This is a genomic window from Pseudomonas sp. CDFA 610 (genome assembly GCF_021147865.1).
Classification (GTDB): Bacteria; Pseudomonadota; Gammaproteobacteria; order Pseudomonadales; family Pseudomonadaceae; genus Aquipseudomonas; species Aquipseudomonas alliivorans.
The window spans coordinates 58659-82454 of record NZ_JAGTPM010000012.1; the positions used below are offsets into that span (position 1 = coordinate 58659).

General features: G+C 61.4%; 23 protein-coding genes, 1 pseudogene and 1 riboswitch. Of the genes and pseudogenes, 14 read left to right on the top strand and 10 right to left on the bottom strand.

The annotated features are described in order from the left end of the window. Nucleotides 1–5: 5 nt before the first annotated feature. Nucleotides 6–300 (bottom strand): annotated as a pseudogene (locus KDX39_RS26455) (PAAR domain-containing protein); the annotation flags it as partial. A 245-nt stretch (nucleotides 301–545) separates the two neighbouring features. Between KDX39_RS26455 and mdcA the strand changes: the two are divergent. The 9 genes from mdcA (at nucleotide 546) to madM (ending at nucleotide 7867) form a co-directional block, all read left to right on the top strand. Then, nucleotides 546–2222 (top strand): malonate decarboxylase subunit alpha, encoded by a 1677-nt coding sequence (mdcA, locus tag KDX39_RS21755; RefSeq protein WP_184322287.1) that lies wholly within the window; start codon nucleotides 546–548, stop codon nucleotides 2220–2222. Beyond that, nucleotides 2222–3109 carry a triphosphoribosyl-dephospho-CoA synthase gene (locus KDX39_RS21760; protein WP_231661770.1) on the top strand — a complete coding sequence of 296 codons (888 nt, stop codon included), beginning with the start codon at nucleotides 2222–2224 and terminating at the stop codon, nucleotides 3107–3109. Before mdcA ends, KDX39_RS21760 begins: the two co-directional genes overlap by 1 nt. A gap of 1 nt (nucleotide 3110) precedes the next feature. Continuing rightward, nucleotides 3111–3410, top strand: a complete 300-nt coding sequence (locus KDX39_RS21765) for a malonate decarboxylase subunit delta (RefSeq protein WP_029244352.1) — start codon at nucleotides 3111–3113, stop codon at nucleotides 3408–3410. Continuing rightward, a complete protein-coding gene (locus tag KDX39_RS21770) occupies nucleotides 3403–4254 on the top strand; it encodes a biotin-independent malonate decarboxylase subunit beta (RefSeq protein ID WP_231661771.1) in 852 nt (283 codons plus the stop codon). Before KDX39_RS21765 ends, KDX39_RS21770 begins: the two co-directional genes overlap by 8 nt. Then, the gene (mdcE, locus tag KDX39_RS21775; RefSeq protein WP_231661772.1) at nucleotides 4251–5051 is read left to right on the top strand and encodes a biotin-independent malonate decarboxylase subunit gamma; all 801 of its coding nucleotides are present in this window, start codon (nucleotides 4251–4253) and stop codon (nucleotides 5049–5051) included. Before KDX39_RS21770 ends, mdcE begins: the two co-directional genes overlap by 4 nt. Continuing rightward, nucleotides 5048–5683 carry a malonate decarboxylase holo-ACP synthase gene (locus KDX39_RS21780; protein WP_331462083.1) on the top strand — a complete coding sequence of 212 codons (636 nt, stop codon included), beginning with the start codon at nucleotides 5048–5050 and terminating at the stop codon, nucleotides 5681–5683. Before mdcE ends, KDX39_RS21780 begins: the two co-directional genes overlap by 4 nt. Beyond that, nucleotides 5680–6615 (top strand): malonate decarboxylase subunit epsilon, encoded by a 936-nt coding sequence (mdcH, locus tag KDX39_RS21785; RefSeq protein WP_231661773.1) that lies wholly within the window; start codon nucleotides 5680–5682, stop codon nucleotides 6613–6615. Before KDX39_RS21780 ends, mdcH begins: the two co-directional genes overlap by 4 nt. 69 nt (nucleotides 6616–6684) lie before the next feature. Continuing rightward, nucleotides 6685–7101: a malonate transporter subunit MadL gene (madL, locus tag KDX39_RS21790; protein WP_231661774.1), complete on the top strand. Its 417-nt coding sequence runs from the start codon at nucleotides 6685–6687 to the stop codon at nucleotides 7099–7101. Nucleotide 7102: 1 nt separating this feature from the next. Beyond that, nucleotides 7103–7867, top strand: coding sequence for a malonate transporter subunit MadM (gene madM / locus KDX39_RS21795; RefSeq protein WP_231661775.1), 765 nt, complete (start codon nucleotides 7103–7105; stop codon nucleotides 7865–7867). A 39-nt stretch (nucleotides 7868–7906) separates the two neighbouring features. On the opposite strand, the gene KDX39_RS21800 is transcribed toward madM, so the two are convergent. Further along, a complete protein-coding gene (locus tag KDX39_RS21800; protein WP_231661869.1) occupies nucleotides 7907–8833 on the bottom strand; it encodes a LysR family transcriptional regulator in 927 nt (308 codons plus the stop codon). Between the two features lie 155 nt (nucleotides 8834–8988). Between KDX39_RS21800 and trhA the strand changes: the two genes are divergently transcribed. Continuing rightward, complete coding sequence (trhA, locus tag KDX39_RS21805) at nucleotides 8989–9603, top strand: PAQR family membrane homeostasis protein TrhA (protein WP_099228727.1); 615 nt, start codon at nucleotides 8989–8991, stop codon at nucleotides 9601–9603. 216 nt (nucleotides 9604–9819) lie between these two features. On the opposite strand, the gene KDX39_RS21810 is transcribed toward trhA, so the two are convergent. Both KDX39_RS21810 and KDX39_RS21815 read right to left on the bottom strand, forming a co-directional pair. Further along, nucleotides 9820–10545 carry a 16S rRNA (uracil(1498)-N(3))-methyltransferase gene (locus KDX39_RS21810; protein WP_231661776.1) on the bottom strand — a complete coding sequence of 242 codons (726 nt, stop codon included), beginning with the start codon at nucleotides 10543–10545 and terminating at the stop codon, nucleotides 9820–9822. Between the two features lie 64 nt (nucleotides 10546–10609). Continuing rightward, entirely contained in the window at nucleotides 10610–12016 is a 1407-nt protein-coding gene (locus tag KDX39_RS21815) for an adenosylmethionine--8-amino-7-oxononanoate transaminase (RefSeq protein ID WP_231661777.1), read from the bottom strand. A gap of 210 nt (nucleotides 12017–12226) precedes the next feature. Between KDX39_RS21815 and KDX39_RS21820 the strand changes: the two genes are divergently transcribed. Continuing rightward, on the top strand, nucleotides 12227–14089 hold the full coding sequence (locus tag KDX39_RS21820; RefSeq protein WP_231661778.1) for an FAD-dependent oxidoreductase: 1863 nt from the start codon (nucleotides 12227–12229) through the stop codon (nucleotides 14087–14089). A gap of 49 nt (nucleotides 14090–14138) precedes the next feature. Here KDX39_RS21820 and KDX39_RS21825 read toward each other — a convergent pair whose 3' ends face one another. Further along, entirely contained in the window at nucleotides 14139–14384 is a 246-nt protein-coding gene (locus tag KDX39_RS21825) for a hypothetical protein (RefSeq protein WP_231661779.1), read from the bottom strand. Between the two features lie 87 nt (nucleotides 14385–14471). Here KDX39_RS21825 and KDX39_RS21830 point away from each other — a divergent pair, with 87 nt between their 5' ends. Then, on the top strand, nucleotides 14472–15020 hold the full coding sequence (locus KDX39_RS21830) for a cytochrome b (RefSeq protein WP_099228721.1): 549 nt from the start codon (nucleotides 14472–14474) through the stop codon (nucleotides 15018–15020). Nucleotides 15021–15047: 27 nt separating this feature from the next. Further along, nucleotides 15048–15626: a YceI family protein gene (locus KDX39_RS21835; protein ID WP_004880308.1), complete on the top strand. Its 579-nt coding sequence runs from the start codon at nucleotides 15048–15050 to the stop codon at nucleotides 15624–15626. Between the two features lie 339 nt (nucleotides 15627–15965). On the opposite strand, the gene KDX39_RS21840 is transcribed toward KDX39_RS21835, so the two are convergent. The 3 genes from KDX39_RS21840 to ahcY form a co-directional block, all read right to left on the bottom strand. Continuing rightward, nucleotides 15966–17861, bottom strand: a complete 1896-nt coding sequence (locus KDX39_RS21840; RefSeq protein WP_231661780.1) for a DEAD/DEAH box helicase — start codon at nucleotides 17859–17861, stop codon at nucleotides 15966–15968. A gap of 311 nt (nucleotides 17862–18172) precedes the next feature. Further along, nucleotides 18173–19033: a methylenetetrahydrofolate reductase [NAD(P)H] gene (gene metF / locus KDX39_RS21845; RefSeq protein ID WP_257212070.1), complete on the bottom strand. Its 861-nt coding sequence runs from the start codon at nucleotides 19031–19033 to the stop codon at nucleotides 18173–18175. Between the two features lie 178 nt (nucleotides 19034–19211). Continuing rightward, nucleotides 19212–20621: an adenosylhomocysteinase gene (ahcY, locus tag KDX39_RS21850; protein WP_004880290.1), complete on the bottom strand. Its 1410-nt coding sequence runs from the start codon at nucleotides 20619–20621 to the stop codon at nucleotides 19212–19214. A gap of 23 nt (nucleotides 20622–20644) precedes the next feature. Further along, nucleotides 20645–20755, bottom strand: a riboswitch (S-adenosyl-L-homocysteine riboswitch). A gap of 277 nt (nucleotides 20756–21032) precedes the next feature. Between ahcY and KDX39_RS21855 the strand changes: the two genes are divergently transcribed. Continuing rightward, nucleotides 21033–21428: an acyl-CoA thioesterase gene (locus KDX39_RS21855; RefSeq protein WP_306456622.1), complete on the top strand. Its 396-nt coding sequence runs from the start codon at nucleotides 21033–21035 to the stop codon at nucleotides 21426–21428. A gap of 99 nt (nucleotides 21429–21527) precedes the next feature. Here the strand turns inward: KDX39_RS21855 and otnI are convergent, their stop codons facing one another. After that, nucleotides 21528–22310 (bottom strand): 2-oxo-tetronate isomerase, encoded by a 783-nt coding sequence (otnI, locus tag KDX39_RS21860; RefSeq protein ID WP_231661781.1) that lies wholly within the window; start codon nucleotides 22308–22310, stop codon nucleotides 21528–21530. Nucleotides 22311–22332: 22 nt separating this feature from the next. After that, a complete protein-coding gene (locus KDX39_RS21865) occupies nucleotides 22333–23790 on the bottom strand; it encodes a GntT/GntP/DsdX family permease (protein WP_231661782.1) in 1458 nt (485 codons plus the stop codon). Between the last annotated feature and the right edge of the window lie 6 nt (nucleotides 23791–23796).

Sequence of the window (23796 nt, forward strand, 5' to 3'; positions counted from 1 at the left end):
CTCGGGAATGTCGATGGCAGCGTCCATGTCGGCCTGGAATTTGTTCTGAGAAGCGATCAGACGGTTGCTGCCTGGCGGGCAACCGCATCGCACTTCGTGGCCGTGCGTGGCAACCGCCACAAACTCATCGACATAGGTCGGATTGCCCTGGGCGATGAAGCCCGCGCTGCGGCAAAGCGGACACCACACCGGGTCGCCCATGAGCGCCACACGCTGCTCGTCCAGAATTACGCGTGACGAGGTATTCGACACAAAGCCGCCGCTGGTGGTCGTATCACCTTCCCTGACTATGAATGGCATAGAGCTGCTTCCTTTGGATTGTGGGAAGCCGAATGCTAGGCGCAAAGCCGTTGCACAGGGGGCCGAGTCAGCGGTTAAGGACTGTTCCTACAGGAAAGTCATCCTGAGGTTGGGAAATGTTGCAGAGCGCGGCTTTTTGATCGGCAATCGTTACTCCAGGCGTAATGATCCAATGGTCTGCTTGATTGATGCCTGACCTGTCCCGCTCCTAAGGTGAACCACGACAGCGAAATCGTGGAGCGATCATGACAACAACAACTTCCCCCGACGCGCGCTGGACGCGTCGCCGCACCGAGAAGCAGCGGCGGCTCGAACAGGTGCGAGCCCTGGCCGACGGCGTGGTGCTGCCGACCGACAAGATCGTCGCAGCGCTGGAAGCCTTGCTGGTGTCCGGTGACCGGGTGGTACTTGAGGGCAACAATCAGAAGCAGGCCGACTTTCTGTCCCGTGCGCTGGCCAGGGTTGATCCCGCCAAGGTGCACGACCTGCACATGATCATGCCAAGCGTCGGGCGTTCCGAGCACCTGGACCTGTTCGAACAAGGCATTGCCCGCAAGCTGGACTTCTCTTTCGCCGGTACGCAAAGCCTGCGCATCAGCCAGTTGCTTGAAGACGGCCTGCTGGAAATCGGCGCGATTCACACCTACATCGAGCTGTATTCGCGACTGGTGGTCGATCTGATCCCCAACGTGGTGCTGGCCGCAGGCTTCATGGCTGACAGGGCCGGCAACATCTACACCGGGCCGAGTACCGAAGACACTCCCGCGCTGATTGAACCGGCCGCCTTCAGCGACGGCATTGTCATCGTGCAGGTCAATCAGCTGGTCGATGACGTGACTGACTTGCCGCGCGTGGACATTCCCGCTTCGTGGGTCGACTTCGTGGTCGTGGCCGACAAGCCGTTCTACATCGAGCCGCTGTTCACCCGCGATCCGCGTCACATCAAGCCGGTGCATGTGCTGATGGCGATGATGGCCATACGCGGCATCTACGAGAAGCACAACGTCCAGTCGCTGAACCACGGCATTGGCTTCAACACCGCGGCCATCGAGCTGATCCTGCCGACCTACGGCGAATCGCTGGGCCTGAAAGGCAAGATCTGCCGCAACTGGACGCTCAACCCGCATCCGACCCTTATACCGGCCATCGAAAGCGGCTGGGTCGAAAGCGTGCATTGCTTCGGCACCGAACTGGGCATGGAAAACTACATCGCTGCGCGCCCGGACGTATTTTTCACCGGGCGCGACGGTTCGCTGCGCTCCAACCGGCAGTTGTGCCAGCTGGCGGGGCAGTACGCGGTGGATCTGTTCATCGGCGCGACCTTGCAGGTCGATGGCGACGGTCATTCCTCAACCGTGACCCGAGGTCGTCTGGCAGGTTTCGGTGGCGCGCCGAACATGGGCCATGACCCGCGCGGCCGTCGCCACGCAACCCCGGCCTGGCTGGACATGCGCCAGCAGACCGATGACGGCCCGGCCGCCTATCTGGAACGCGGCAAGAAGCTGGTGGTTCAGATGGTCGAAACCTTTCAGGAAGGCGGCAAACCGACCTTCGTCGAAACCCTTGACGCCGTCGAAGTGGCCCGCAAGAGCGGCATGCCGCTGGCTCCGATCATGATCTACGGCGATGACGTGACTCACCTGCTGACTGAAGAGGGCATCGCTTATCTGTACAAGGCGCGCAGCCTCGAAGAGCGTCAGGCGATGATTGCTGCTGTGGCAGGTGTGACCGCCATTGGTCTGCGCCACAACCCGAAAGACACCGCCCGCATGCGCCGCGAAGGGCTGATCGCCCTGCCCGAAGACCTCGGCATCCGCCGCACCGACGCCAGTCGCGAACTGCTGGCCGCGAAAAGCATCGCCGATCTGGTCGAGTGGTCCGGTGGCCTCTACAACCCGCCTGCCAAATTCAGGAGTTGGTGATGAGTGCACTTCAACTGACACCACAACCCGTCTCGCTGGCCGAGCATCTGGCTGATCTGGCCGTCGATGCGCTGATGGACGAAGCCAACCTGTCGCCAAAGCCTGCGCTGGTGGACCGCCGTGGCAACGGCGCGCATACCGACCTGCACCTGGGCCTGATGCACGCGTCCGCCCTGTCGCTCTGGCCGACCTTCAAACTGATGGCCGAGGCCGCTGCGCACCTCCAGACCCTCGGACAACCGCTGCGCGAAGAACTCGGTCGGCTGGGCCGCGAAGGTGAAGCCGCAATGCTGCGCACCACGGGCGGTGTCAACACCCATCGCGGCGCGATCTGGGCGTTGGGTCTTCTCGTGACCGCGGCAGCGCTGGACGTCAACGACTGCACGCCAGCCGCGATTTGCCAGCGCGCGGCCCGTCTGGCACTGATCGAGGATCGTCAGGTGGTCGCCAGCAACAGCCACGGCAGCATCGTTGCTCGACGCTATGGCGCAATGGGCGCTCGCGAACAGGCGCAACAGGGCTTTCCTGCCGTGATGAATCGTGCGCTGCCGCAATTGCAGCGCAGCCGCGCTGCGGGCAGTGGCGAGCAGAACGCGCGTCTGGATGCGTTGCTGGCAATCATGACCACTCTGGCCGACACCTGCGTGCTGTATCGCGCCGGCCCTGAGGGTTTGCAGGTCATGCAACAGGGCGCGCAGCGCGTGCTGGAGGCGGGCGGCAGCGCCAGTCTGGCCGGGCGTCGTGAACTGCACGAGCTGGATCAGCAATTGCTGGCCATCAACGCTTCGCCCGGTGGCGCAGCCGACCTGCTGGCGGCCTGCCTGTTTATCGACGGTCTTGAGCCTGCGCTCGGCCTTGTATCGAGCCCTGCACCGAGGAGTGCCTGATATGGAAACCCTGTCTTTTGAATTCCCCGCCGGACAGCCGCCCAAGGGCCGTGCGCTGGTGGGTTGCGTCGGCTCCGGCGATCTGGAAGTGCTGCTGGAACCCGGACAGCCGGGCAAGCTGACGATTGAAGTGGTGACCTCGGTCAATGGCGCATCGTTGCGCTGGAAACACCTGTTCGAGCGCATGTTCGACGGCCAGACGCCGCCTGCGCTGAGCATCGATATTCATGATTTCGGCGCCACGCCCGGCGTGGTGCGGCTGCGCATGGAGCAGGGTTTCGAGGAGGTCGGCCATGACTGATACCGCACGTTTGTTGAGCCAGCACAGTTTCATCGAACTCGGCGCCCGCCAGCGCGCCCGTGCCTTGCTGGATGCGGGCACTTTTCGCGAATTGATCGACCCGTTCGACCGCGTCATGTCGCCCTGGCTGGCCCGTCAGGGCGTGGTGCCCCAAGCCGATGATGGTGTGGTGGTAGCCAAAGGCACGGTCGATGGTCTGCCGGTGGTGATTGCGGCCATCGAAGGCTCGTTTCAGGGCGGCAGCATGGGCGAAGTGGGCGGCGCGAAAATGGCTGGCGCCCTCGAACTGGCCGCCGAGGACAACCGCAACGGCATCCCGACCGCTGCGATCGTGCTGCTGGAAACCGGCGGCGTGCGCTTGCAGGAAGCCAATCTGGGGCTGGCCGCGATTGCCGAGATCCATGCTGCGATGGTCGATCTGCGTCAGTACCAGCCGGTGATCGGTGTGGTGGCAGGCAGCGTCGGTTGCTTTGGCGGCATGTCCATTGCGGCCGGGCTGTGCAGCTATCTGTTGGTGACTCAGGAAGCCCGTCTCGGTCTGAACGGTCCGCAGGTGATCGAACAGGAAGCCGGCATCGAGGAATACGACTCCCGCGACCGGCCGTTCATCTGGAGTCTGACCGGTGGCGAGCAGCGTTTTGCCAGTGGTCTGGTGGACGGTTTTGCCGCCGATGACGTGGCCGACATCAGGCAACAGGTCAGCGATCGGCTCAGGCAGGGCGTGCCTGCGCAGCATCGCAGTGGTCGGCACGCGCTGTTTCTGGAGCGTCTGGGGACTCTGGACACGGCGTCGCAGATTGATCCGCAGACCGTCCGCACCCTCTTTCAAGGAGCCCGGTCATGAGCACTCAACAACGGGGCTTGAACTGGTTCAACGCATTGAGTGCAGGTGCCACGCCGGTCGGCGGTCTGCCTGCATCGCTCAAGGTCGCCGACGGCATGCTGGGCGAACAGCCGGTGCGTTTTCTGGCCGTGGTGGCCGATCCGGACAACCGCTTTCCCCGCGCGCGCCAGGGCGAGGTCGGTCTGCTGGAAGGCTGGGGCCTGGCCAAGGCGGTGGACGAGGCTGTCGAGCTGGACCGTGAGCGACCTGACAAACGCGCGTTGATCGCCATCGTCGATGTGCCGAGTCAGGCTTATGGTCGTCGCGAAGAAGCACTGGGCATTCATCAGGCGCTGGCGGGGGCTGTGGACAGTTATGCGCGGGCACGGCTGGCCGGACATCCGGTGATCGGGCTGCTGGTCGGCAAGGCGATGTCCGGGGCGTTTCTGGCTCACGGTTATCAGGCCAACCGACTGATCGCCCTGCGTGATCCTGGCGTCATGGTGCATGCGATGGGCAAGGCGTCGGCGGCCCGCGTCACCCTGCGCAGTGTCGAAGAGCTGGAAAAGCTCGCTTCGACCATTCCACCGATGGCGTATGACATCGACAACTACGCCAGCCTCGGGCTGCTGTGGGAAACCCTGTCAGTCAGCCAGATCGAGCAGCCGGGCGCTGACGATCTGGCCCAGGTGCGCAGTGTGCTTGGCAGTGCGATCAAGGACGTGAAGGCCAGTGGCACTGATCTGAGCAGTCGCTTGGGCGCGAGCAACCGTGCGGCATCGGCCCACGTGCGCCAATTGCTGCGAGCGCAGTGGTGACGCATTTTTCATCGACCGTGCTGCCCCATGACTTGTTGTGGGGCATGCCGCTGTCCGCCTTGCCTGAAGACGCGCCTGACTGGGCCGTCGACGCAGTGCTGGCCGGTCGGCCGGTGGTGGTGCGTCGTCAGGTTGTGGCGTCGGGGCAGGTTGCAGTCGGTCTGCGGGGGCGGGCTCGTGAGCAGCGTTATGCAGCGATCATGGCGTGCGCGGACATTTCCCGTCGCGTCAGCCCGGAGCAACTGGTGGATGTGGTCGATGGCTGCCTGCACGATTGGCCTGCGCTGCGCGCCTTGCGTCTGATTCGTCCAGTCATGGATTCGCTGGAACTGAGTTGGGGCGTGGGTGGGAGTGCCGGATTCGAACTGGCGAGCGGTTTTACGGCGCTGCATCAGGGCAGCGATCTGGATCTGATCCTGCGCACGCCGCAGCCTGTAGAGCGCTGCTGGGCGGCCGAACTGGTCGAGGCGCTGGAAACGGCTGTGTGCCGGATCGACGTTCAGTTGCAGCTCGAACAGGGCGCGGTTGCACTGCGCGAATGGGCGCGGCCGTCGGGTCGAGTGCTGCTCAAGAGCGCAAGCGGTGCGCGTCTGGTTGCCGACCCCTGGCAACTGGCCGAGGTATGCGCATGAGCAGCTTCTGGGTTTTTCCCGGTCAGGGCGCGCAGCAGGCAAACATGCTGCATCAGTTGCCGGACGATCCTGTGGTTCGCGATTGCCTGCAGCAGGCTTCGACAGCGCTGGGTGAAGACGTCATGGCGCTGGATACCGCTCAGGCGCTGCAATCGACCCGCGCCGTTCAGTTGTGTCTGCTGATCGCGGGCGTGGCCTGTGCCCGGCTGTTGCAGGCGCGTGGCTGCCAACCTGACTACGTGGCCGGACTGTCCATCGGTGCTTATCCGGCCGCCGTGATTGCGGGCGCGCTGGCGTTCGAGGATGCGGTTCGGCTGGTGGCGTTGCGCGGTGAGTTGATGCAGCGCGCCTACCCCGAAGGCTACGGCATGACAGCCGTCATGGGGCTGGATCAGGCGCAGGTCGAAGCGATGATCGCTCAGGTTCACACGGTCGAGACGCCGGTTTTTCTTGCCAATATCAATGCCGACAACCAGCTCGTGATGGCTGGCAGCGCCGAGGCGATGCGGCAGGTCGGCCAGCTTGCCAGGGCCGCAGGTGCGGCGGCCATCAAGCGTCTGGCGGTCAGCGTGCCGTCGCATTGCGCATTGCTCGAAGCGCCCGCGCGAACGCTGGCCGAGGCCTTCTCCAGGGTCGATCTCAGAAAGCCGAACGTTCGATACCTGAGCGGCAGCACGGCGCGGCCGGTCATGGACCTTGAAAAGCTGCGTGATGACCTGGCGTTCAACATGTGCCGGGTTGTCGACTGGCGCAGCACTGTTGAGACCGCCTACGAGCGAGGCGTACGTCTGCAGATCGAATGGCCGCCCGGTGCCGTGCTGACCGAGCTGGCGCGTCGGGTGTTCGAACAGGGAACGGCAGTCGCCTTTCAGGCTGCGCGTCTGGACAGTCTGGTTGCGCTATCGCGAGAGGAGGGTACCCGCACCCAATAGAGACGCCGTGCAGCTGCTACGAAGGACAAAAACAACAACTTCAGCAATGCAAACAGAGGAATGACAACAATGATTATTTACGGTGTGGCTCTACTCGCTATTTGCACCCTGGCCGGGGTGATTCTTGGCGATATGCTGGGCGTGCTGCTGGGCGTGAAATCCAATGTCGGCGGCGTGGGTATCGCCATGATCCTGCTGATCTGCGCCCGCCTGTGGATGCAGAAGCACGGCGGCATGACCAAGGATTGTGAAATGGGCGTCGGCTTCTGGGGCGCGATGTACATTCCGGTCGTGGTCGCCATGGCGGCGCAACAGAACGTCGTGACGGCCCTAAAGGGCGGCCCGGTTGCGGTGCTCGCGGCCATCGGCTCGGTCGTATTGTGTGCCTGCACCATCGCGTTCATCAGCCGCACCAACCGGGGCGAACCGTTGCCCAGGGAAGAGTCGCTGCTGGTCCCTGATGTCACTCCTGCAGGAGGTCGCTGATATGTGGGATCTCATCGAAAAAGGACTTGAGCACAACGGCCTGATCACCGCGTTCGCGTTCGTCGGCGTCATCATGTGGGTATCGGTGGTGTTATCGAAGCGGCTGACGTTTGGCCGTGTGCACGGTTCGGCCATCGCGATTGTCATCGGTCTTGTTCTGGCGTGGGTCGGCGGCACGCTGACGGGCGGCCAAAAGGGGTTGGCCGATATGGCTTTGTTTTCTGGAATCGGCTTGATGGGCGGTGCGATGCTACGCGATTTCGCCATCGTGGCGACCGCCTTTGAAGTCCAGGCCACCGAAGCGCGCAAGGCCGGGATGATCGGTGCGGTGGCCCTGCTGCTGGGCACCATTCTGCCGTTCATCGTGGGGGCGAGCATTGCCTGGGTCTTCGGCTATCGCGATGCAATCAGCATGACCACCATCGGTGCAGGCGCCGTGACCTACATCGTTGGGCCGGTGACTGGCGCGGCGCTGGGCGCCACGTCTGACGTCATGGCACTGTCTATTGCCACCGGCCTGATCAAGGCCATTCTGGTAATGGTGGGTACACCTATGGCGGCACGCTGGATGGGGCTGGACAATCCACGCTCGGCGATGGTCTTCGGCGGTCTGGCCGGGACCGTCAGCGGAGTGACTGCGGGGCTCGCTGCGACCGATAGGCGTCTGGTGCCCTATGGCGCACTGACCGCGACGTTTCACACCGGGCTTGGCTGCCTGCTAGGGCCTTCGTTGCTGTATTTCATCGTGCGGGGCATCGTCGGCTAGACCTTGCTTCGGAGCATTTCAGCTTCAGGCATGGAATGCTCAGGTCGCCTGCCCCGTCAGCCGGTTCGCATACATCCGGCATTCCGCCACCAGCGCCAGCAGGTTGGGGTCGCGCTCCTTGGCCTTGAGGAACACCATGCCGATGTGTTGCTGCATTCGGTAGCGCTGCTGCAGCGGGATCAGCCGCACCCGGTTTTCATAGACTGCGGCGATGCGCCCTGGCAACAGCGCGTAGCCGACGCCAGAACTGACCATGCTCAGCAGCGTGAAGATGTCATTGACCTGCATCGCCACCTTGGGCTCGAACCCGGCCTGTTCGAATACCCGGATGCCGTCGCGGTGTGTGGCGAAGCCCTGGGTCAGGGTGATGAACGTCGCTTCACGCAGGTCACTCAGGTCCACTTCGCTGTGTTCGGCAAACGGCGAGTCGGTGGGCACGGCCAGAAAGATGTCGTCCGAGAACAACGCAAGGTGCTCGCAGTCCGGATCGTTGGTGCTTTCATCCAGCGACACCAGCATCGCGTCCACTTCCATGTTCTTGAGCTTGTAGAGCAAGTCGATGTTGGAGCCCAGAATCAGGTCGATATTCAGCTCGCTGCGGCGAATCTTCAGCCCCATGATCAACTGCGGCACCGTCTTGACCGTCAGCGAATACAAGGCCCCGAGCCGAAAGCGCGCCGCCGAGAAACCCGCGGCCTGACGCGTCAGTTCCACGGTGGTGACGACGTCGTGCACCAGTTTCTGTGCACGCTCCTCAAGCACATAGGCACTTTCCAGCGGCGTCAGATTGCGACCTTCGTGCTTGAACAGCGGGCAGCGCAGGGCGCTTTCCAGTGAATGAATCGCGCGATGCACGCTGACGTTGCTGGTCTGCAATTCCGCCGCTGCGCGGGCCAGGTTTCCGGTGCGCATGAAGGCCAGGAAGATTTCCAGCTTCTTCAGGGTGAGTTCGTCATCAATCTGCATGGCGTGGCGCTTATTGTTGGTGTGGGGTGGATTGTGCACAACTCACTCAGGATTCGCTGCCTGAAATCTGTGTCGCAGACAGACATGTTGCACTTTGTTTCAATAACCGGGAGCCTCTGCAATCAATGTCTTCGGTAAAACAGGGTATTACGCGGATGTATTACGGAGAAAAATTCAACGCCTGGTCTCATCTGGTCGGCGCGGTGCTGGCAGCCGTCGGGGCGATCTGGCTGCTGGTCATGGCGAGTCTGCATGGTGATGTCTGGAAGGTGGTCAGCATGGCCATTTATGGCGTCTGTCTGGTCACGCTCTACAGCGTCTCCACGGTTTACCACAGCGTCAAAGGGCGTCCGAAATCGATCATGCAGAAGGTCGATCACTTTTCGATCTACCTGATGATCGCGGGCAGTTACACACCGTTCTGCCTCGTGACCCTGCGCGGCCCATGGGGCTGGACCCTGTTCGGCATCGTCTGGGCGCTGGCGCTGATTGGCATCCTGCAGGAAATCAAACCTCGCTCCGAAGCGCGCATTCTCTCGATAGTGATCTACGCCGTGATGGGCTGGATCGTCCTGGTCGCCATCAAGCCGCTGCTGGCAGCGCTCGGCGTGGCCGGTTTCATCTGGCTGGCAGGCGGCGGCATCCTCTACACCGTCGGCATCCTCTTCTTCGCCTACGACCACATCCGCCACTGGCACGGCATCTGGCACCTGTTCGTGATCGGCGGCAGCCTGATGCACTTTGTGGCGATCTGTTTTTATGTGCTTTGAGGGGATTTGATCACCACTCCGGGGGCTCCCGAGAAGCGTTACCACGTACAACACTCAGCGTTGTACACAGGTCAAAAAAGCGCAATCAGTCTGAAACAATAGCGGCTGCCTGACTAAAGATCCCGTGGGAGGCGGCTTGCCGGCGATGGCACGATTTTCCTGACCTACCGCGTCATCGTTCATCGCGGGCAAGCCCCCTCCCACAAGGACTGCGCGTCATACCTGGAAATCTCCCCATAATTGCTGCGCCACGCTAAGCGCTACAACCGGGGCGGTTTCGGTGCGCAGGACGCGTGGGCCTAGGCGGGCGGCGTGGAAGCCGGCGTTTTTGGCCTGATCGACTTCAGCGTCGTTCAACCCGCCTTCCGGGCCGATGAGGAAGGCCAGGCTTGCCGGCTTTTCGTGGCTGGTCAGGGGTTCGGCAACCGGGTGCAGGACCAGTTTCAGATCAGCCTCAGTCTGTTTCAGCCAGTCGGCCAGCGGCATCGGTGGATGGATCACCGGCACCACTGAACGGCCGCATTGTTCGCAGGCGCTGATCGCGATCTGCTGCCAATGCATCTGGCGTTTTTCCGCACGCTCGTCCTTGAGGCGCACTTCGCAGCGTTCGCTGATGATCGGGGTGATTTCGCTGACGCCCAGTTCGGTCGCTTTCTGAATCGCCCAGTCCATTCGCTCGCCCCGCGACAGACCCTGACCCAGATGGAGACGCAGACCGGATTCGACCTGTCCGGCAAAGCATTCATCCAGCTGCACGCGCACGCGCTTCTTGCCGACTTCCAGCAAGGTGCCGCGAAACTCGCTGCCGGAGCCGTCGAACAACTGCAGTGCGTCGCCTTCGGTCATGCGCAGCACGCGACTGATGTAATGCGCCTGGGCTTCGGGCAATTCGTGCTCGCCAAGGCTCAGGGGCGTGTCGGTGAAAAAGCGGGACAGTCTCATGGTGTTTCTCTGTGGGCATACGGATGTGTTTGTCTTGGGACGGTGTCGGCCGGTTCTCGCCGGATCAGCCCGGATCCCTGAAATCCGGATGGAAATTCTTGCGCACCGCCACGTTGATGCTGCTGCGCGTGGCGATGTCGATGCCTTCGGTGGCGACCTCGGCCAGAAAGTCGATCTGCTCCGGCGTGATCACGTAAGGCGGCAGGAAATACACCACGCTGCCCAGCGGTCTCAACAGCGCGCCGCGTTCCAGGGCATGCTGAAACACTTTCATGCCACGGCGCTCCTGCCATGGATAGGCGGTCTTGCTGGCCTTGTCCTGAACCATCTCGATGGCAATCGCCATACCGGTCTGACGCACTTCGGCCACATGGGGATGATCCACAAGGTGCGCCGTGGCGGTTGCCATGCGTTGAGCCAGCGCCTTGTTGTTCTCGATGACGTTGTCCTGCTCGAAGATATCCAGTGTGGCGAGCGCTGCAGCACAGGCCAACGGATTGCCGGTGTAACTGTGCGAATGCAGAAAGGCCCGCAGAGTCGGGTAGTCGTCGTAGAACGCATCGTAGACATCATCGGTCGTCAGGCAGGCCGCCAGTGGCAGATAGCCTCCGGTCAGCGCCTTGGACAGACAGAGGAAATCCGGACGAATTCCTGCCTGTTCACAGGCGAACATCGTGCCGGTGCGGCCGAAGCCCACTGCGATCTCGTCGTGGATCAGGTGCACGCCATAACGGTCGCAGGCTTCGCGGAGCAGCTTGAGGTAGATCGGGTGATACATGCGCATGCCGCCTGCGCCCTGAATCAGCGGCTCGACGATCACGGCAGCCACGCTGGCATGATTCTCCGCCAGGGTCTGCTCCATGGCCGCAAACATAGTGCGCGAATGCTCTTCCCAGCTCATGCCGTCCGGGCGGTGGTAGCAGTCGGGGCTGGGCACTTTGATGGTGTCCAGCAACAGCGCCTTGTAAGTTTCGGTGAACAGCGGCACGTCGCCGACCGACATCGCTGCCATGGTTTCGCCGTGGTAACTGTTGGTCAGGGTCACGAAACGCTTTTTATCGGGCTGACCGCGATTGAGCCAGTAATGAAAGCTCATTTTCAATGCGACTTCGATGCAGGACGAACCATTGTCGGCATAGAAACAGCGTGTCAGACCTTCCGGGGTGATCTTGACCAGACGCTCCGACAGCTCGATCACCGGCTGGTGGCTGAAGCCGGCCAGGATCACATGCTCCAGCTGATCGACCTGATCTTTGATGCGCTGATTGATGCGCGGGTTGGCGTGCCCGAACACGTTGACCCACCAGGAGCTGACGGCGTCCAGGTAGCGCTTGCCTTCGAAGTCTTCGAGCCACACGCCTTCGCCCCGCTTGATGGGGATCAGCGGCAGGCTTTCGTGGTCTTTCATCTGGGTGCAGGGGTGCCACAGGACCTTGAGGTCACGCTGCATCCACTGGTCATTCAGGCCCATTTGCAATCTCCGGGTAGCGACTCGCTTGAGGCGAGGACGAACAATCGCGCAAGCCTATGCAATGCCCGGCTGTGTCACAACCTTTGATGCAGTTTTAAGGGGCGACGGACATTGCTGGCGGCTATCTGATGGCTCGCGTATCCTGCCTTGCTATTCGATGTTCCGGGCTGACTTGCCCAACCTTCCCCTTGTTTTTTCGGAGTTCACGGAATGCTTTCTGGGTGGCTGCGCGCGTGTGCGCTGATAGTGACAGGGCTGGTCAGCGTTTCGACGCTCGCCGATGACAAACAACGAACCGCGATTGTCGTCGGCGGCGGTATGGCAGGCCTGACGGCGGCCTACGAACTGCAGGCCAAGGGCTGGCAGGTCACGCTGCTGGAAGCCAAGCCGAGTCTGGGCGGACGTTCGGGTCTGGCCACCAGCGAATGGATCGGCAACACCAAGGCGCAGCCGGTGCTGAACCGTTATCTGGACACCTTCAAGCTGGCCACCGTGCCTGCTCCCGAGTTCGTACGTACGCCCAGCTACCTGATCGACGGTGTTCACTTCACCCAGGCGGATCTGGCGGTCAAGCAGCCAGCCACCGCAGAAGCCATCAAGCGTTACAACGACACGCTGGACAACCTGGCGCGCTCCATTACTGATCCGGAAAACCCGGCGTCCAACAGCACCCTTTTCGCACTGGACCAGATCAACGTCGCCAACTGGCTGGATCGCCTGAACCTGCCTGCGACGGCGCGTCAGTTGATCAATCAGCAGATTCGCACCCGTTACGACGAGCCTTCGCGCCTGTCACTGCTGTATTTCGCTCAGCAGTCCAGCGTCTACCGCTCGGTGGATGAGCGTGACCTGCGCGCCTCGCGCCTGCCGGGTGGCAGCACGGTGCTGGCTCAGGCGTTCGTCAAACAGCTGAAAACCATCAAGACCAATTCGCCCGTCTCGTCCGTCGTTCAGGACAAGGACCACGTCACAGTGAAGGCTGGCGCGGCGAGCTACACCGCCGACTACCTCGTCATGGCCGTGCCATTGCGTTCGCTGGGCAAGATCCAGATGACGCCGTCGCTGGATGCCCAGCACATGGGCGCGATCAAGAGCACCAACTACGGCTGGCGCGACCAGATCATGCTCAAGTTCAAGACCCCGGTCTGGGACAGCAAGGCGCGTATGTCGGGTGAAGTATTCAGCAATACGGGCCTGGGCATGCTGTGGATCGAGCCCGCGCTCAAGGGCGGCGCCAACGTGGTGATCAACCTGTCCGGCGACAACGCCCGGATCATGCAGGCCTTTGGCGACAAGCAACTGGTGGATCAGGTGCTGATTCGTCTGCATGCGTTCTACCCTGAGGCTCGCGGTGCCTACACCGGCTACGAAATCCGTCGTTACAGCGTCGACCCTTCGACCGGCGGTTCTTATCTGGCCTTTGGTCCCGGCCAGATCAGCAAATACTGGCGTCTGTGGGAAAGGCCGATCCAGCGTGTAGCGTTCGCGGGTGAACACACCGATACCCTTTACCCTGGCACGCTGGAAGGCGCGCTGCGCAGTGGTCAGCGTGCGGCCAGTCAGGTGCAGGATCTGGCGGCAGGCAAGTCGTTCGAGCCGGTCAAGGTTGCGCCGCCGAAGGCACCGGCACCGGCATCGCAGAAGTCGGACTGTAACTTCTTTACCAGCCTGTTTGGTTGCACTTCCGATAAACCGGTCGAGCCTGCCAAGCCGCAAGCGGAGAAACCTGGCTTCTTCTCGCGCCTGTTCGGTGGTTCGGACACGCCGGTGGCAGCGCCTGCGCCTGTCGAGAAGGCACCAGAACCCGCTCCTGCACCTGCGCCGGTTCCTGTTGCGCCGGTTGTTGCACCTGTAGTGACACCGCCCGTCAAGGCTGAGCCGGTCAAGAAGCCTGCCGCGAAGGCGGAGCCTGCGAAGAAGACGCAGCACAAGGAGCCTGCGAAAAAAGAACCGGCCAAGAAAGAACCTGTGAAAAAAGAGCCGGTGAAAAAGGCTCCGGCCAAGACCGACGAGGCCAAAAAGCCTGCGGCCAAGGCCACAACCGATACAGCGCCTGCCGACGTCAAGAACTGACGGCTGTCGCTGAGCAGAAGGGGGCACGGTGCAAACCGCGCCCCTTTTTTTATGGTCGACGAATTCGTTTGATCTTCAGGGCAGGCGGTGAAACCGTTTCGCGGGTTCCATGATGCCGTTCATCGGCATCGAACGGCCGATGGTCCCGGCAAAGTGTTACAGCGCTGAAATTATCGGGATGCTGATGCAGCAAAGCCAGCATTGAGTAATCTGGAAGGGGTGATGGGCCTGTTTCAGGTAACGAAGGACGTGAAAAATCGGTCAGGCATAAAAACTTCTGCAAACGATCGATCATATTCTTCGATGCATCAAAGCGAAATTTTGCGCTTTCATTCGATAGATAAAAAGCTAGTCTGGTAACACTTCTGACAAGGTATTGGCAATGCAGCTACGTAACTCATCCTCTCGCTACGGTCTGGTCAGCATGGTGCTGCACTGGGGTGTAGCCGCTGTAGTGGTTGGTTTGTTCGCGCTAGGGCTCTGGATGGTCGGCCTGGATTACTACGATACCTGGCGCAAGGCCGGGCCTGATCTGCACAAGAGCATTGGCATCACGCTGTTTGCAGTCATGCTGGTCCGCGTGGTCTGGCGTTTGCTCAGCCCGCCGCCTCCGCCGTTGTCCAGCTACAGCCGCCTGACGCGCATCGGCGCGACCTTTGGTCATCTGTTTCTGTACGTCGCACTCTTTGCCGTGATGTTTGCCGGCTACCTGATCTCCACCGCCGATGGCGTCGGGATTCCGGTATTCGGTCTGTTCGAAATACCTGCTCTGGTTTCCGGCCTTCCGGAACAGGCGGAAACCGCTGGCTGGATTCACCTGTATCTGGCCTGGACCCTCGTGATCTTCGCGGGGCTCCATGGCCTGGCTGCACTGAAACACCACTTCATCGATCGCGATGTGACCCTCAAACGCATGTTGGGTCGTCATTGATTGTTCAACCAAAACGGGAATAAAAGCATGTTGAAGAAGTCTCTCGCCGCTCTGGCTCTGGGTACCGCACTGTTGTCCGCCGGCCAGGCAATGGCTGCCGACTATGTTATCGACAAGGAAGGTCAGCACGCTTTCGTTGACTTCAAGATCAGCCACCTGGGTTACAGCTTCATCCACGGCACGTTCAAGGACTGGGACGGTACCTTCAGCTTCGACGCTGCCAAGCCGGAAGCCAGCAAGATCGCTGTCGAGTTGAAGACCGCCAGCCTGTTCACCAACCACGCTGAACGTGACAAGCACATCCTGAGCAAGGACTTCCTGGACGCCGGCAAATTCCCGGAAGCCAAGTTCGTGTCCACCAGCGTCAAGTCCACCGGCGAGAAGACTGCTGACGTGACCGGCGACCTGACCCTGCACGGCGTGACCAAGCCAATCGTGATCAAGGCGACCTTCAACGGCGAAGGCAAGGATCCGTGGGGCGGCTACCGTGCCGGCTTCAACGGTACTTCGACGCTGAACCTGAACGACTTCGGCATCAAAGGCCCAGGCCCGACGTCGCAGACGCTGGATCTGGACATCACCTTCGAAGGCGTACAGAAGAAGTAAGTGTTCGCCTGAACGAAAAAACGCCGACCCTTGGGTCGGCGTTTTTGTGTGTGGCGTCTGTGCAGTCTGAGGAGGTGACGCACAGCTTCATGGGCTGTATGCCCGCGCAGAGGTCTGGACATCGCGCAAAACGGGGGGCGAAGCGAAAGTGTCTGACTGAATGCATACCCGTGGGATGCGGCTTGCCGGCGATGGCCTCAGTTCAGTCAACGAGGTGTCGCTTTAGAAAAGCCTCGCCGGCAAGCCGCCTCCCACAACCCGTTGGTTGCATCAAGACGTGTAACCGACACACACAAAAACGCCCCGGCAAGCTGGGGCGTTTTGTTTGCTGCTCGGCTATCAGCTGTCGCGGTTGCGGGTCAGCAGGGCCGGTTTTTCACCGCGTGGACGGGCTGGCAATTGATCCAGTTGCTCGGCCGACGGGAAGCGGTCGATCTTGGACTCCTTGTGCACGATCTTCGGCTGTGGCTGACCCTCGCGCTGGCTGCGAACTGCCGGTTCCTGTGGCTCACGAGGTGCGCGGTCTTCACGAGGTGCTGACGGACGACGGTTGCGCGGAGCCTGACCATCGCGCGAGCGGGGTGCAGAGCCTGCGCCTGCGCCGTTACGCTTCGGTGCGCCGGTGCCGGAACCTGTACGTGCGCCACCACCGGTACGACCCGGGTTGGCTGGACGCGCTGCGCCACCGGCCGCCGGTGCTGCGCCAGGCGCTGCCGCCGGACGACGGCCACGATTCTGGCCTTTGCCCTGATACGGGCTGACGTAATCGGCGCGGTTGCCGAAGTTATCCACTTCGTCATCCAGAAACTCGTCAGGCGCACGGTCCGATTGTGGACGTGGTGCTGCAGCCTGCGAAGAACGCTGTTCGCCGCGAGGCGTGCCTTCACGAGGTTTTTTTTCGCGTGGCGGGCGGGCAGGACGTTCGCCATTGGCGGCCGCTGCGGCTGGTTTTTCCTTGCCTTTATCCTTTCCCTTGTCGCGACGACCGCCGTTGTTCTTGTCGCCATCACCACGGGCCGGACGTGCGCCACGTGGATTGCGAACATCCGGACGCTCACGCACTTCAGGCTTTTCAGCCTCGACTGCAGTGATGTCGAAGCCCATCAGATCGCCGTCCGGGATTTTCTGCCTGGTCATGCGCTCGATGCTTTTGAGCAGCTTCTCTTCATCCGGAGCGACCAGCGAGATCGCCTCGCCCGAACGACCGGCACGGCCAGTACGACCGATGCGGTGAACGTAGTCTTCGTCAACGTTCGGCAGTTCGAAGTTGACCACGTGCGGCAACTGGTCGATGTCCAGACCGCGAGCGGCGATATCGGTGGCGACCATGATGCGGACCTCGCCCGCCTTGAAGTCAGCCAGGGCCTTGGTGCGCGCGTTCTGGCTCTTGTTGCCGTGGATGGCGACGGCCGAAAGGCCATGCTTGTCCAGGTACTCGGCCAGACGGTTCGCGCCGTGCTTGGTGCGGGTGAACACCAGCACCTGTTCCCAGGCGCCAACGGTGATCAGGTGCGCCAGCAGCGAACGCTTGTGGTTGGCCGCCAGACGGAAAACCCGTTGCTCGATACGCTCGACCGTGGTGTTCGGCGGCGTGACTTCGATGCGCTCGGGGTTGTGCAGCAGCTTGCCCGCCAACGCTGTGATGTCGTTGGAAAAGGTCGCCGAGAACAGCAGGTTCTGACGCTTGGCAGGCAAGCGGGCCAGAACCTTTTTCACGTCGTGGACGAAGCCCATGTCGAGCATCCGGTCTGCTTCATCGAGCACCAGGATTTCAACGTGGGACAGGTCGACGCTGCCTTGACCGGCCAGATCGAGCAGGCGGCCAGGGCAGGCCACCAGGACGTCTACTCCGCGGGACATGGCCTGAACCTGCGGGTTCATGCCGACGCCGCCGAAGATGCAGGCGCTGACGAACTTCAGATCACGGGCATAGATCTTGAAGCTCTCATGCACCTGTGCGGCCAGTTCGCGGGTCGGGGTCAGGACCAGAACGCGGGGTTGGCGCGGGCCGTGACGCTGGGATTTGTCCGGAACACCATTGGGAAACAGCCGCTCCAGAATAGGGAGGGCGAAACCGCCGGTTTTACCAGTACCTGTCTGTGCCGCAACCATCAGGTCACGACCTTGCAACACGGCGGGAATGGCCCGCTGTTGCACCGGAGTAGGCTGGGTGTAGCCCGCTGCCTCGATGGCGCGGACTAGAGCCTCGGAGAGACCGAGGGAAGCAAAGGACATGAGTAATCCTGTTCTGTTGGAGCTTAAGCTCAAGGGATGTCTTGCCTGGCGTGAATGGCGTGTAAAGACAACGCGATCCCGTCCGGTCCTGCGGGGTCTTCAGCCTTCTCCTGACGCCTGCACTGGATGAAAAACGTGCTGTTGGCGTGAGCGAGGTGGCGTTTGCAAGACCGAGCGTCCGGGCGTAAGCCTGGCGGGAAGGCTGGAGTATAACAGAGCGAGCGCAATCCGCCGCGTTCCTGCTGCCCAACGGTGTATTGCGCCGCGATCTCCCGGAAATTGTCAGGGAAATCGCGGTATTGCAGCGGTTGTCAGCGTGGCAGTTTGAGGTTGTTCCAGACTGCCAGGCTCGGGTCCGCCTGATTCAGGGTATAAAAGTGCAGGCCGGGCGCGCCGCCTTGCAGCAGACGCTCGCACATTTCGGTGATGACTTCCTCACCGAACGACTGAATGCTCTGCACGTCATCGCCGTACGCTTCCAGCTGCTTGCGGATCCAGCGCGGGATTTCCGCACCGCAGGCGTCGGAGAAGCGTGCCAGCTTGCTGTAGTTGGTGATCGGCATGATGCCCGGCACGACGGGGATGTTCACGCCCAGCTTCTGCACACGCTCGACAAAATAGAAATAGCTGTCGGCGTTGAAGAAGTACTGAGTGATCGCACTGTCGGCACCGGCGTTGGCCTTGTTGACGAAGTGCTTGAGGTCGTCTTCGAAATTGCGGGCCTGCGGGTGCATTTCCGGGTAGGCGGCGACTTCGATATGGAAATGGCTGCCGGTCTCTTCACGAATGAAGCTGACCAGATCATTGGCGTGACGCAGTTCACCACTGGCCATGCCCATGCCGGAAGGCAGGTCGCCGCGCAGTGCAACGATGCGCTTGATGCCGGCTTCCTTGTACTGGCTCAGCAGGCCGCGCAGGTCTGCCTTGCTGTCACCCACGCACGACAGGTGCGGCGCGGCCGGTACTTTGACTTCGTTTTCCAGCTGCAGCACGGTATTGAGCGTGCGGTCGCGGGTCGAACCACCGGCACCGTAGGTGCAGGAGAAAAAATCCGGGTTGTAGCTTGCCAGCTGACGGGCAACGTTCAGCAGCTTTTCATGTCCAGCATCGGTCTTGGTCGGGAAGAACTCGAAGCTGTAGCGACGTTCTTGGCTCATGGAGGCCGATCTCATCTTGAAGCGAACGGGAGGTCGCAGAGTGGGAGCGGACTTGTCCGCGAAGTAATCTGCCTGTCACCGAAAGACGGGTAATAAACCAAATGCCTTCGCGGACAAGTCCGCTCCTACGGTCATCGACTGCTGCGAGCATGCAGAGCATCAGAAAATGCCACGCACGCTCACAGAAGATCAATCAGTAGCGGTAAGCGTGTGGCTTGAACGGACCTTCGACGGTCACGCCGATGTAGTCGGCCTGGGTCTTGGTCAGTTTGGTCACGACGCCGCCGAAACCGCGGACCATTTCCAGGGCCACTTCTTCGTCGAGTTTCTTCGGCAGTACTTCAACGGTCAGGCGCTCGGCTTTCTGGGCTGGCGACAGGTTGGCGTACTTCTGCTCGAACAGGAAGATCTGGGCCAGAACCTGGTTGGCGAACGATCCGTCCATGATGCGGCTCGGGTGGCCAGTGGCGTTGCCCAGGTTCACCAGACGGCCTTCGGCCAGCAGGATCAGGTAGTCATCGTTCTGGGCGTCGAACGCGCCAGGGCCGGTGCGGTGGATCTTGTGAACCTGTGGCTTCACTTCTTCCCATGCCCAGTTCTTGCGCATGAAAGCGGTGTCGATTTCGTTATCGAAGTGACCGATGTTGCAGACCACGGCACGCTTCTTCAATGCCTTGAGCATGTTGGCGTCGCAGACGTTGACGTTACCGGTGGTGGTAACTATCAGGTCGATCTTGCCCAGCAGTGCCTTGTCGATGCTCGCTTCGGTGCCGTCGTTTTCGCCGTCGATGAACGGGGAAACCAGTTCGAAACCGTCCATGCACGCTTGCATCGCGCAGATCGGGTCAACTTCGGTCACTTTGACGATCATGCCTTCTTGACGCAGGGACTGGGCCGAACCCTTGCCCACGTCACCGTAGCCGATCACCAGCGCCTGCTTGCCGGACAGCAAGTGGTCGGTGCCGCGCTTGATGGCGTCATTCAGGCTGTGACGGCAGCCGTACTTGTTGTCGTTCTTGCTCTTGGTCACCGAGTCGTTGACGTTGATGGCCGGGATCTTCAGTTCGCCCTTGGCCAGCATGTCCAGCAGGCGGTGAACGCCCGTGGTGGTTTCTTCGGTGACGCCGTGGATCTTGTCCAGCATCGCCGGGTATTTCTTGTGGATGATCTCGGTCAGGTCGCCGCCGTCGTCGAGGATCATGTTGGCGTCCCATGGCTGACCGTCCTTCAGGATGGTCTGTTCGATGCACCACTCGTACTCTTCTTCGGTCTCGCCTTTCCAGGCGAACACAGGGATACCGGCTGCGGCGATGGCAGCAGCGGCCTGATCCTGAGTGGAGAAAATGTTGCAGGACGACCAGCGCACTTCGGCACCCAGGGCAACCAGGGTTTCGATCAGCACGGCAGTCTGAATGGTCATGTGAATGCAGCCGAGGATTTTCGCGCCTTTCAAAGGCTGCTCACCGGCGTACTTGCGGCGCAGACCCATCAGGGCTGGCATTTCGGATTCGGCAATGATGGTTTCGCGACGGCCCCAGGCAGCCAGGGAAATGTCGGCAACCTTGAAATCGTTGAATTCTGCGGGCGTGATTACAGCACTCATTGAGAGTCTCCATTCCATAAAAATGCGAATGGGCGCCGTTGTGCGTTTAAGGCTTGCCGACTGGGCATCAGTCGGTCAAACAACGCCCCATCCGAGCCTGACAGGGAGAACCTGCTGCAGCGCCCCTCGGACAGGTGGCGGGAACGGCATCAGCGAGGATGGCCGCTTGAAACGGATGGCAGTATAGCCTCGCTCGCGATTCTTCCCAAGGTTTTCTGTCGGCTGACGAGCCTCTGGATCGGCGTTAGCCGGAATGTGCTTATCGCACAGCAGCTTGGTTGTTCTGTTTGTTCATGAAGGTCGCGGGGCGTCAATTGCACCGATACACAGTCACAATGGGGCAAGGCATGGGCGCGAGCGGCTGGCTCTGCCATCATGCGGTTCTCTTATCGAAGACGCTCAGGAGTGAACATGAATTTCCATACCCGCAAGTGGGTCAAGCCTGAAGACCTGAACCCCAACGGCACCCTGTTCGGCGGCAGCCTGTTGCGCTGGATCGATGAAGAGGCGGCCATCTACGCCATTGTCCAGTTGGGCAATCAGCGTGTGGTGACCAAGTACATTTCCGAGATCAACTTTGTCAGTGCGTCGCGTCAGGGCGACATCATCGAGCTTGGCATCACTGCCACCGAGTTTGGTCGCACCTCGATCACGCTGATGTGTCAGGTCCGCAACAAGATCACCCGCAAGAGCATCCTGACAGTCGAGAAGATGGTGTTCGTGAACCTGGGCGAAGACGGCCAGCCCGCGCCGCATGGCCGGACCGAGATTCGCTACATCAAGGATCAGTTTGACGCGACCGAGTAAGCAGTATTGATCGTTTACACGCTCTGCGTCGGCTCTCGGATGTGACGCAGAACGTCACGGGGTGCATGCCCATGCAGAGCATGGGCATGATCGGGTCGCCTACTGCCCCTGCAACTGCCGCAACCACGCCAGACCTTCGCTGGTATCGCCTTTGGGGCGGTATTCGCAGCCGATCCAGCCTTGGTAGCCCAGCTCATCGATGACGTTGAACAGGTGCTCGTAGTTCAGTTCGCCCAGGTCCGGCTCGTTGCGATCCGGCACACCGGCAATCTGAATGTGGCCGATACCGGCAAAGTCGCGACGCAGTTTGCTGGTCAGGTCGCCTTCGACGATCTGGCAGTGGTAGCAGTCGAACTGAACCTTGAGGTTATCGGCACCCACCAGTTTGCAGATGTCCTGCGCCTGGTCCTGACGATTGAGGAAGAAACCCGGCATGTCGCGGGTGTTGATCGGCTCGATCAAGATCGTGACGCCTGCCCCCCTGGCCTGTTGGGCCGCGAACGCAAGGTTCTCCAGATACACTGCCTGATGACGCTCGCGCAGGTCTTCGCTGGGCAGCAGACCGGCCATGACGTGAATTCGGTCATTGCCCAGCACCTGCGCGTACTCCAGCGCACGCTCGATACCGCTGCGAAATTCCGTTTCACGACCCGGTAGTGTGGCAATGCCTCGCTCGCACGCGTCCCAGTCGCCTGGCGGTGCATTGAACAGTGCCTGCACCAGGCCGTTGTCGCTCAGGCGCTGCTTGAGCTCCTGCGGGGTCCAGGCGTAGGGAAACAGGTACTCGACCGCGCCGAAACCATCGGCGGCCGCTGCGGCAAAGCGCTCAAGGAAATCGTGCTGCGGGTACAGCATGCTGAGGTTGGCGGCAAAACGGGGCATGTTGACTCCAGTCTTCAAAGGGTTAGACGAATGGCCAAAGCAGCAAGGTAATCACGAAGCCCAGTGTGCCCAGCAGCGTGACCAGTACGGTCCAGGTGCGCAAGCCGTCGGCGACGTTCAGGCCAGCCAGTTTGGTGAACATCCAGTAACCGGCATCGTTGATGTGCGACATCGCCAGACCGCCACCGCCCATGGCCAGGCACAGCAGGGCCAGATGGTTGGCGCTCAGGTCCAGGGTCGCGATCAGCGGGCTCAGAATGCCGGCGGTAGTGACCAGTGCAACGGTGGTCGAACCTTGCACAGCGCGCAGCAGCAGGGTCAGCAGGAAGCCCAGCGCCAGTACCGGAAGACCGGTATTGCGTAGCGCCTCGGAGACGACCGCACCGATGCCGGTATCGACCAGCACCTTGCCGAAGACGCCACCGGCACCCGCGATCAGGATCACCATCGCCACGCCCGGCAACGCCGAACCGATCACGTCAGAGACCTGCGTGCGGCTCCAGCCACGGCGCGAGCCCAGCAGCCAGGCACACAGCAATGTGTCGATCAACAGCGCCACGAGTGGAGCGCCGAGGACGGTCAGGATGGCGCGCAATGTGGAATCGGCGGGCAACAGGGTGGTTGCCAGCGTGCCCATCAGAATCAGCACGATCGGCAGCAGAATCAGCGCGATGATCAGACCGAAGCCCGGCGCCGGAGCCGGCGGCAGTTTGCTCGCCAGACTGCTGGCGCTTTCCTCGACACCCACCGTGCGGGTTTCGGTGGTTTCACGCACCGTCGAATAGTCGTTGCGCGCCCAGGCTTCCAGGTCTTCGTTGGTGACGTGCGGGCCATAGACTTCGGCGCGGATGTCGTCGGTCATCGGGTAGGTCTTGCGGGTCATGCGACCGGCCACGAAGTAACCGATGACACACAGCACGGCAACAATCGGAATGCCCAGCATCAGTACGCGACCCAGGTCCGCGCCCAACTGGCTGGCTGCGGCAACAGCGCCCGGATGCGGCGGCAGAAAGGCGTGGACTGCCAGCAAGGCAGCGCACATCGGCAGAGCGAAGATCATCAGCGGCTTGCGAGCGGCACGAGCCACGCCATAAGCCAGTGGCATGAGAATGATCACGCCGACTTCGAAGAACACCGGAATGCCGACCATGAAACCCGCCACCGTCAGCGCCAGCGGCGTGCGCTTGTTGCCGAAGCGGTTGATCAGGGTTCTGGCCAGCGCCTCGGCGCCACCGGAGAGTTCGATGATGCGCCCGATCATCGCACCCAGGGCAATGATGATCGCGATATGACCCAGAGTCTTGCCCATGCCGCCTTCAATCGTGGCGACCAGATCGGCAGGCTTAACGCCCGCGACCAGCGCCACGATGATGCTGACCAGCATCAGGGCGACAAAAGGCTGGAATTTATACTTGAGGACCAGGAACAACAGCAGTGCGATGCCCGCACCGGCCACGACCATCAACATGATTGGCGTCATGCCTGA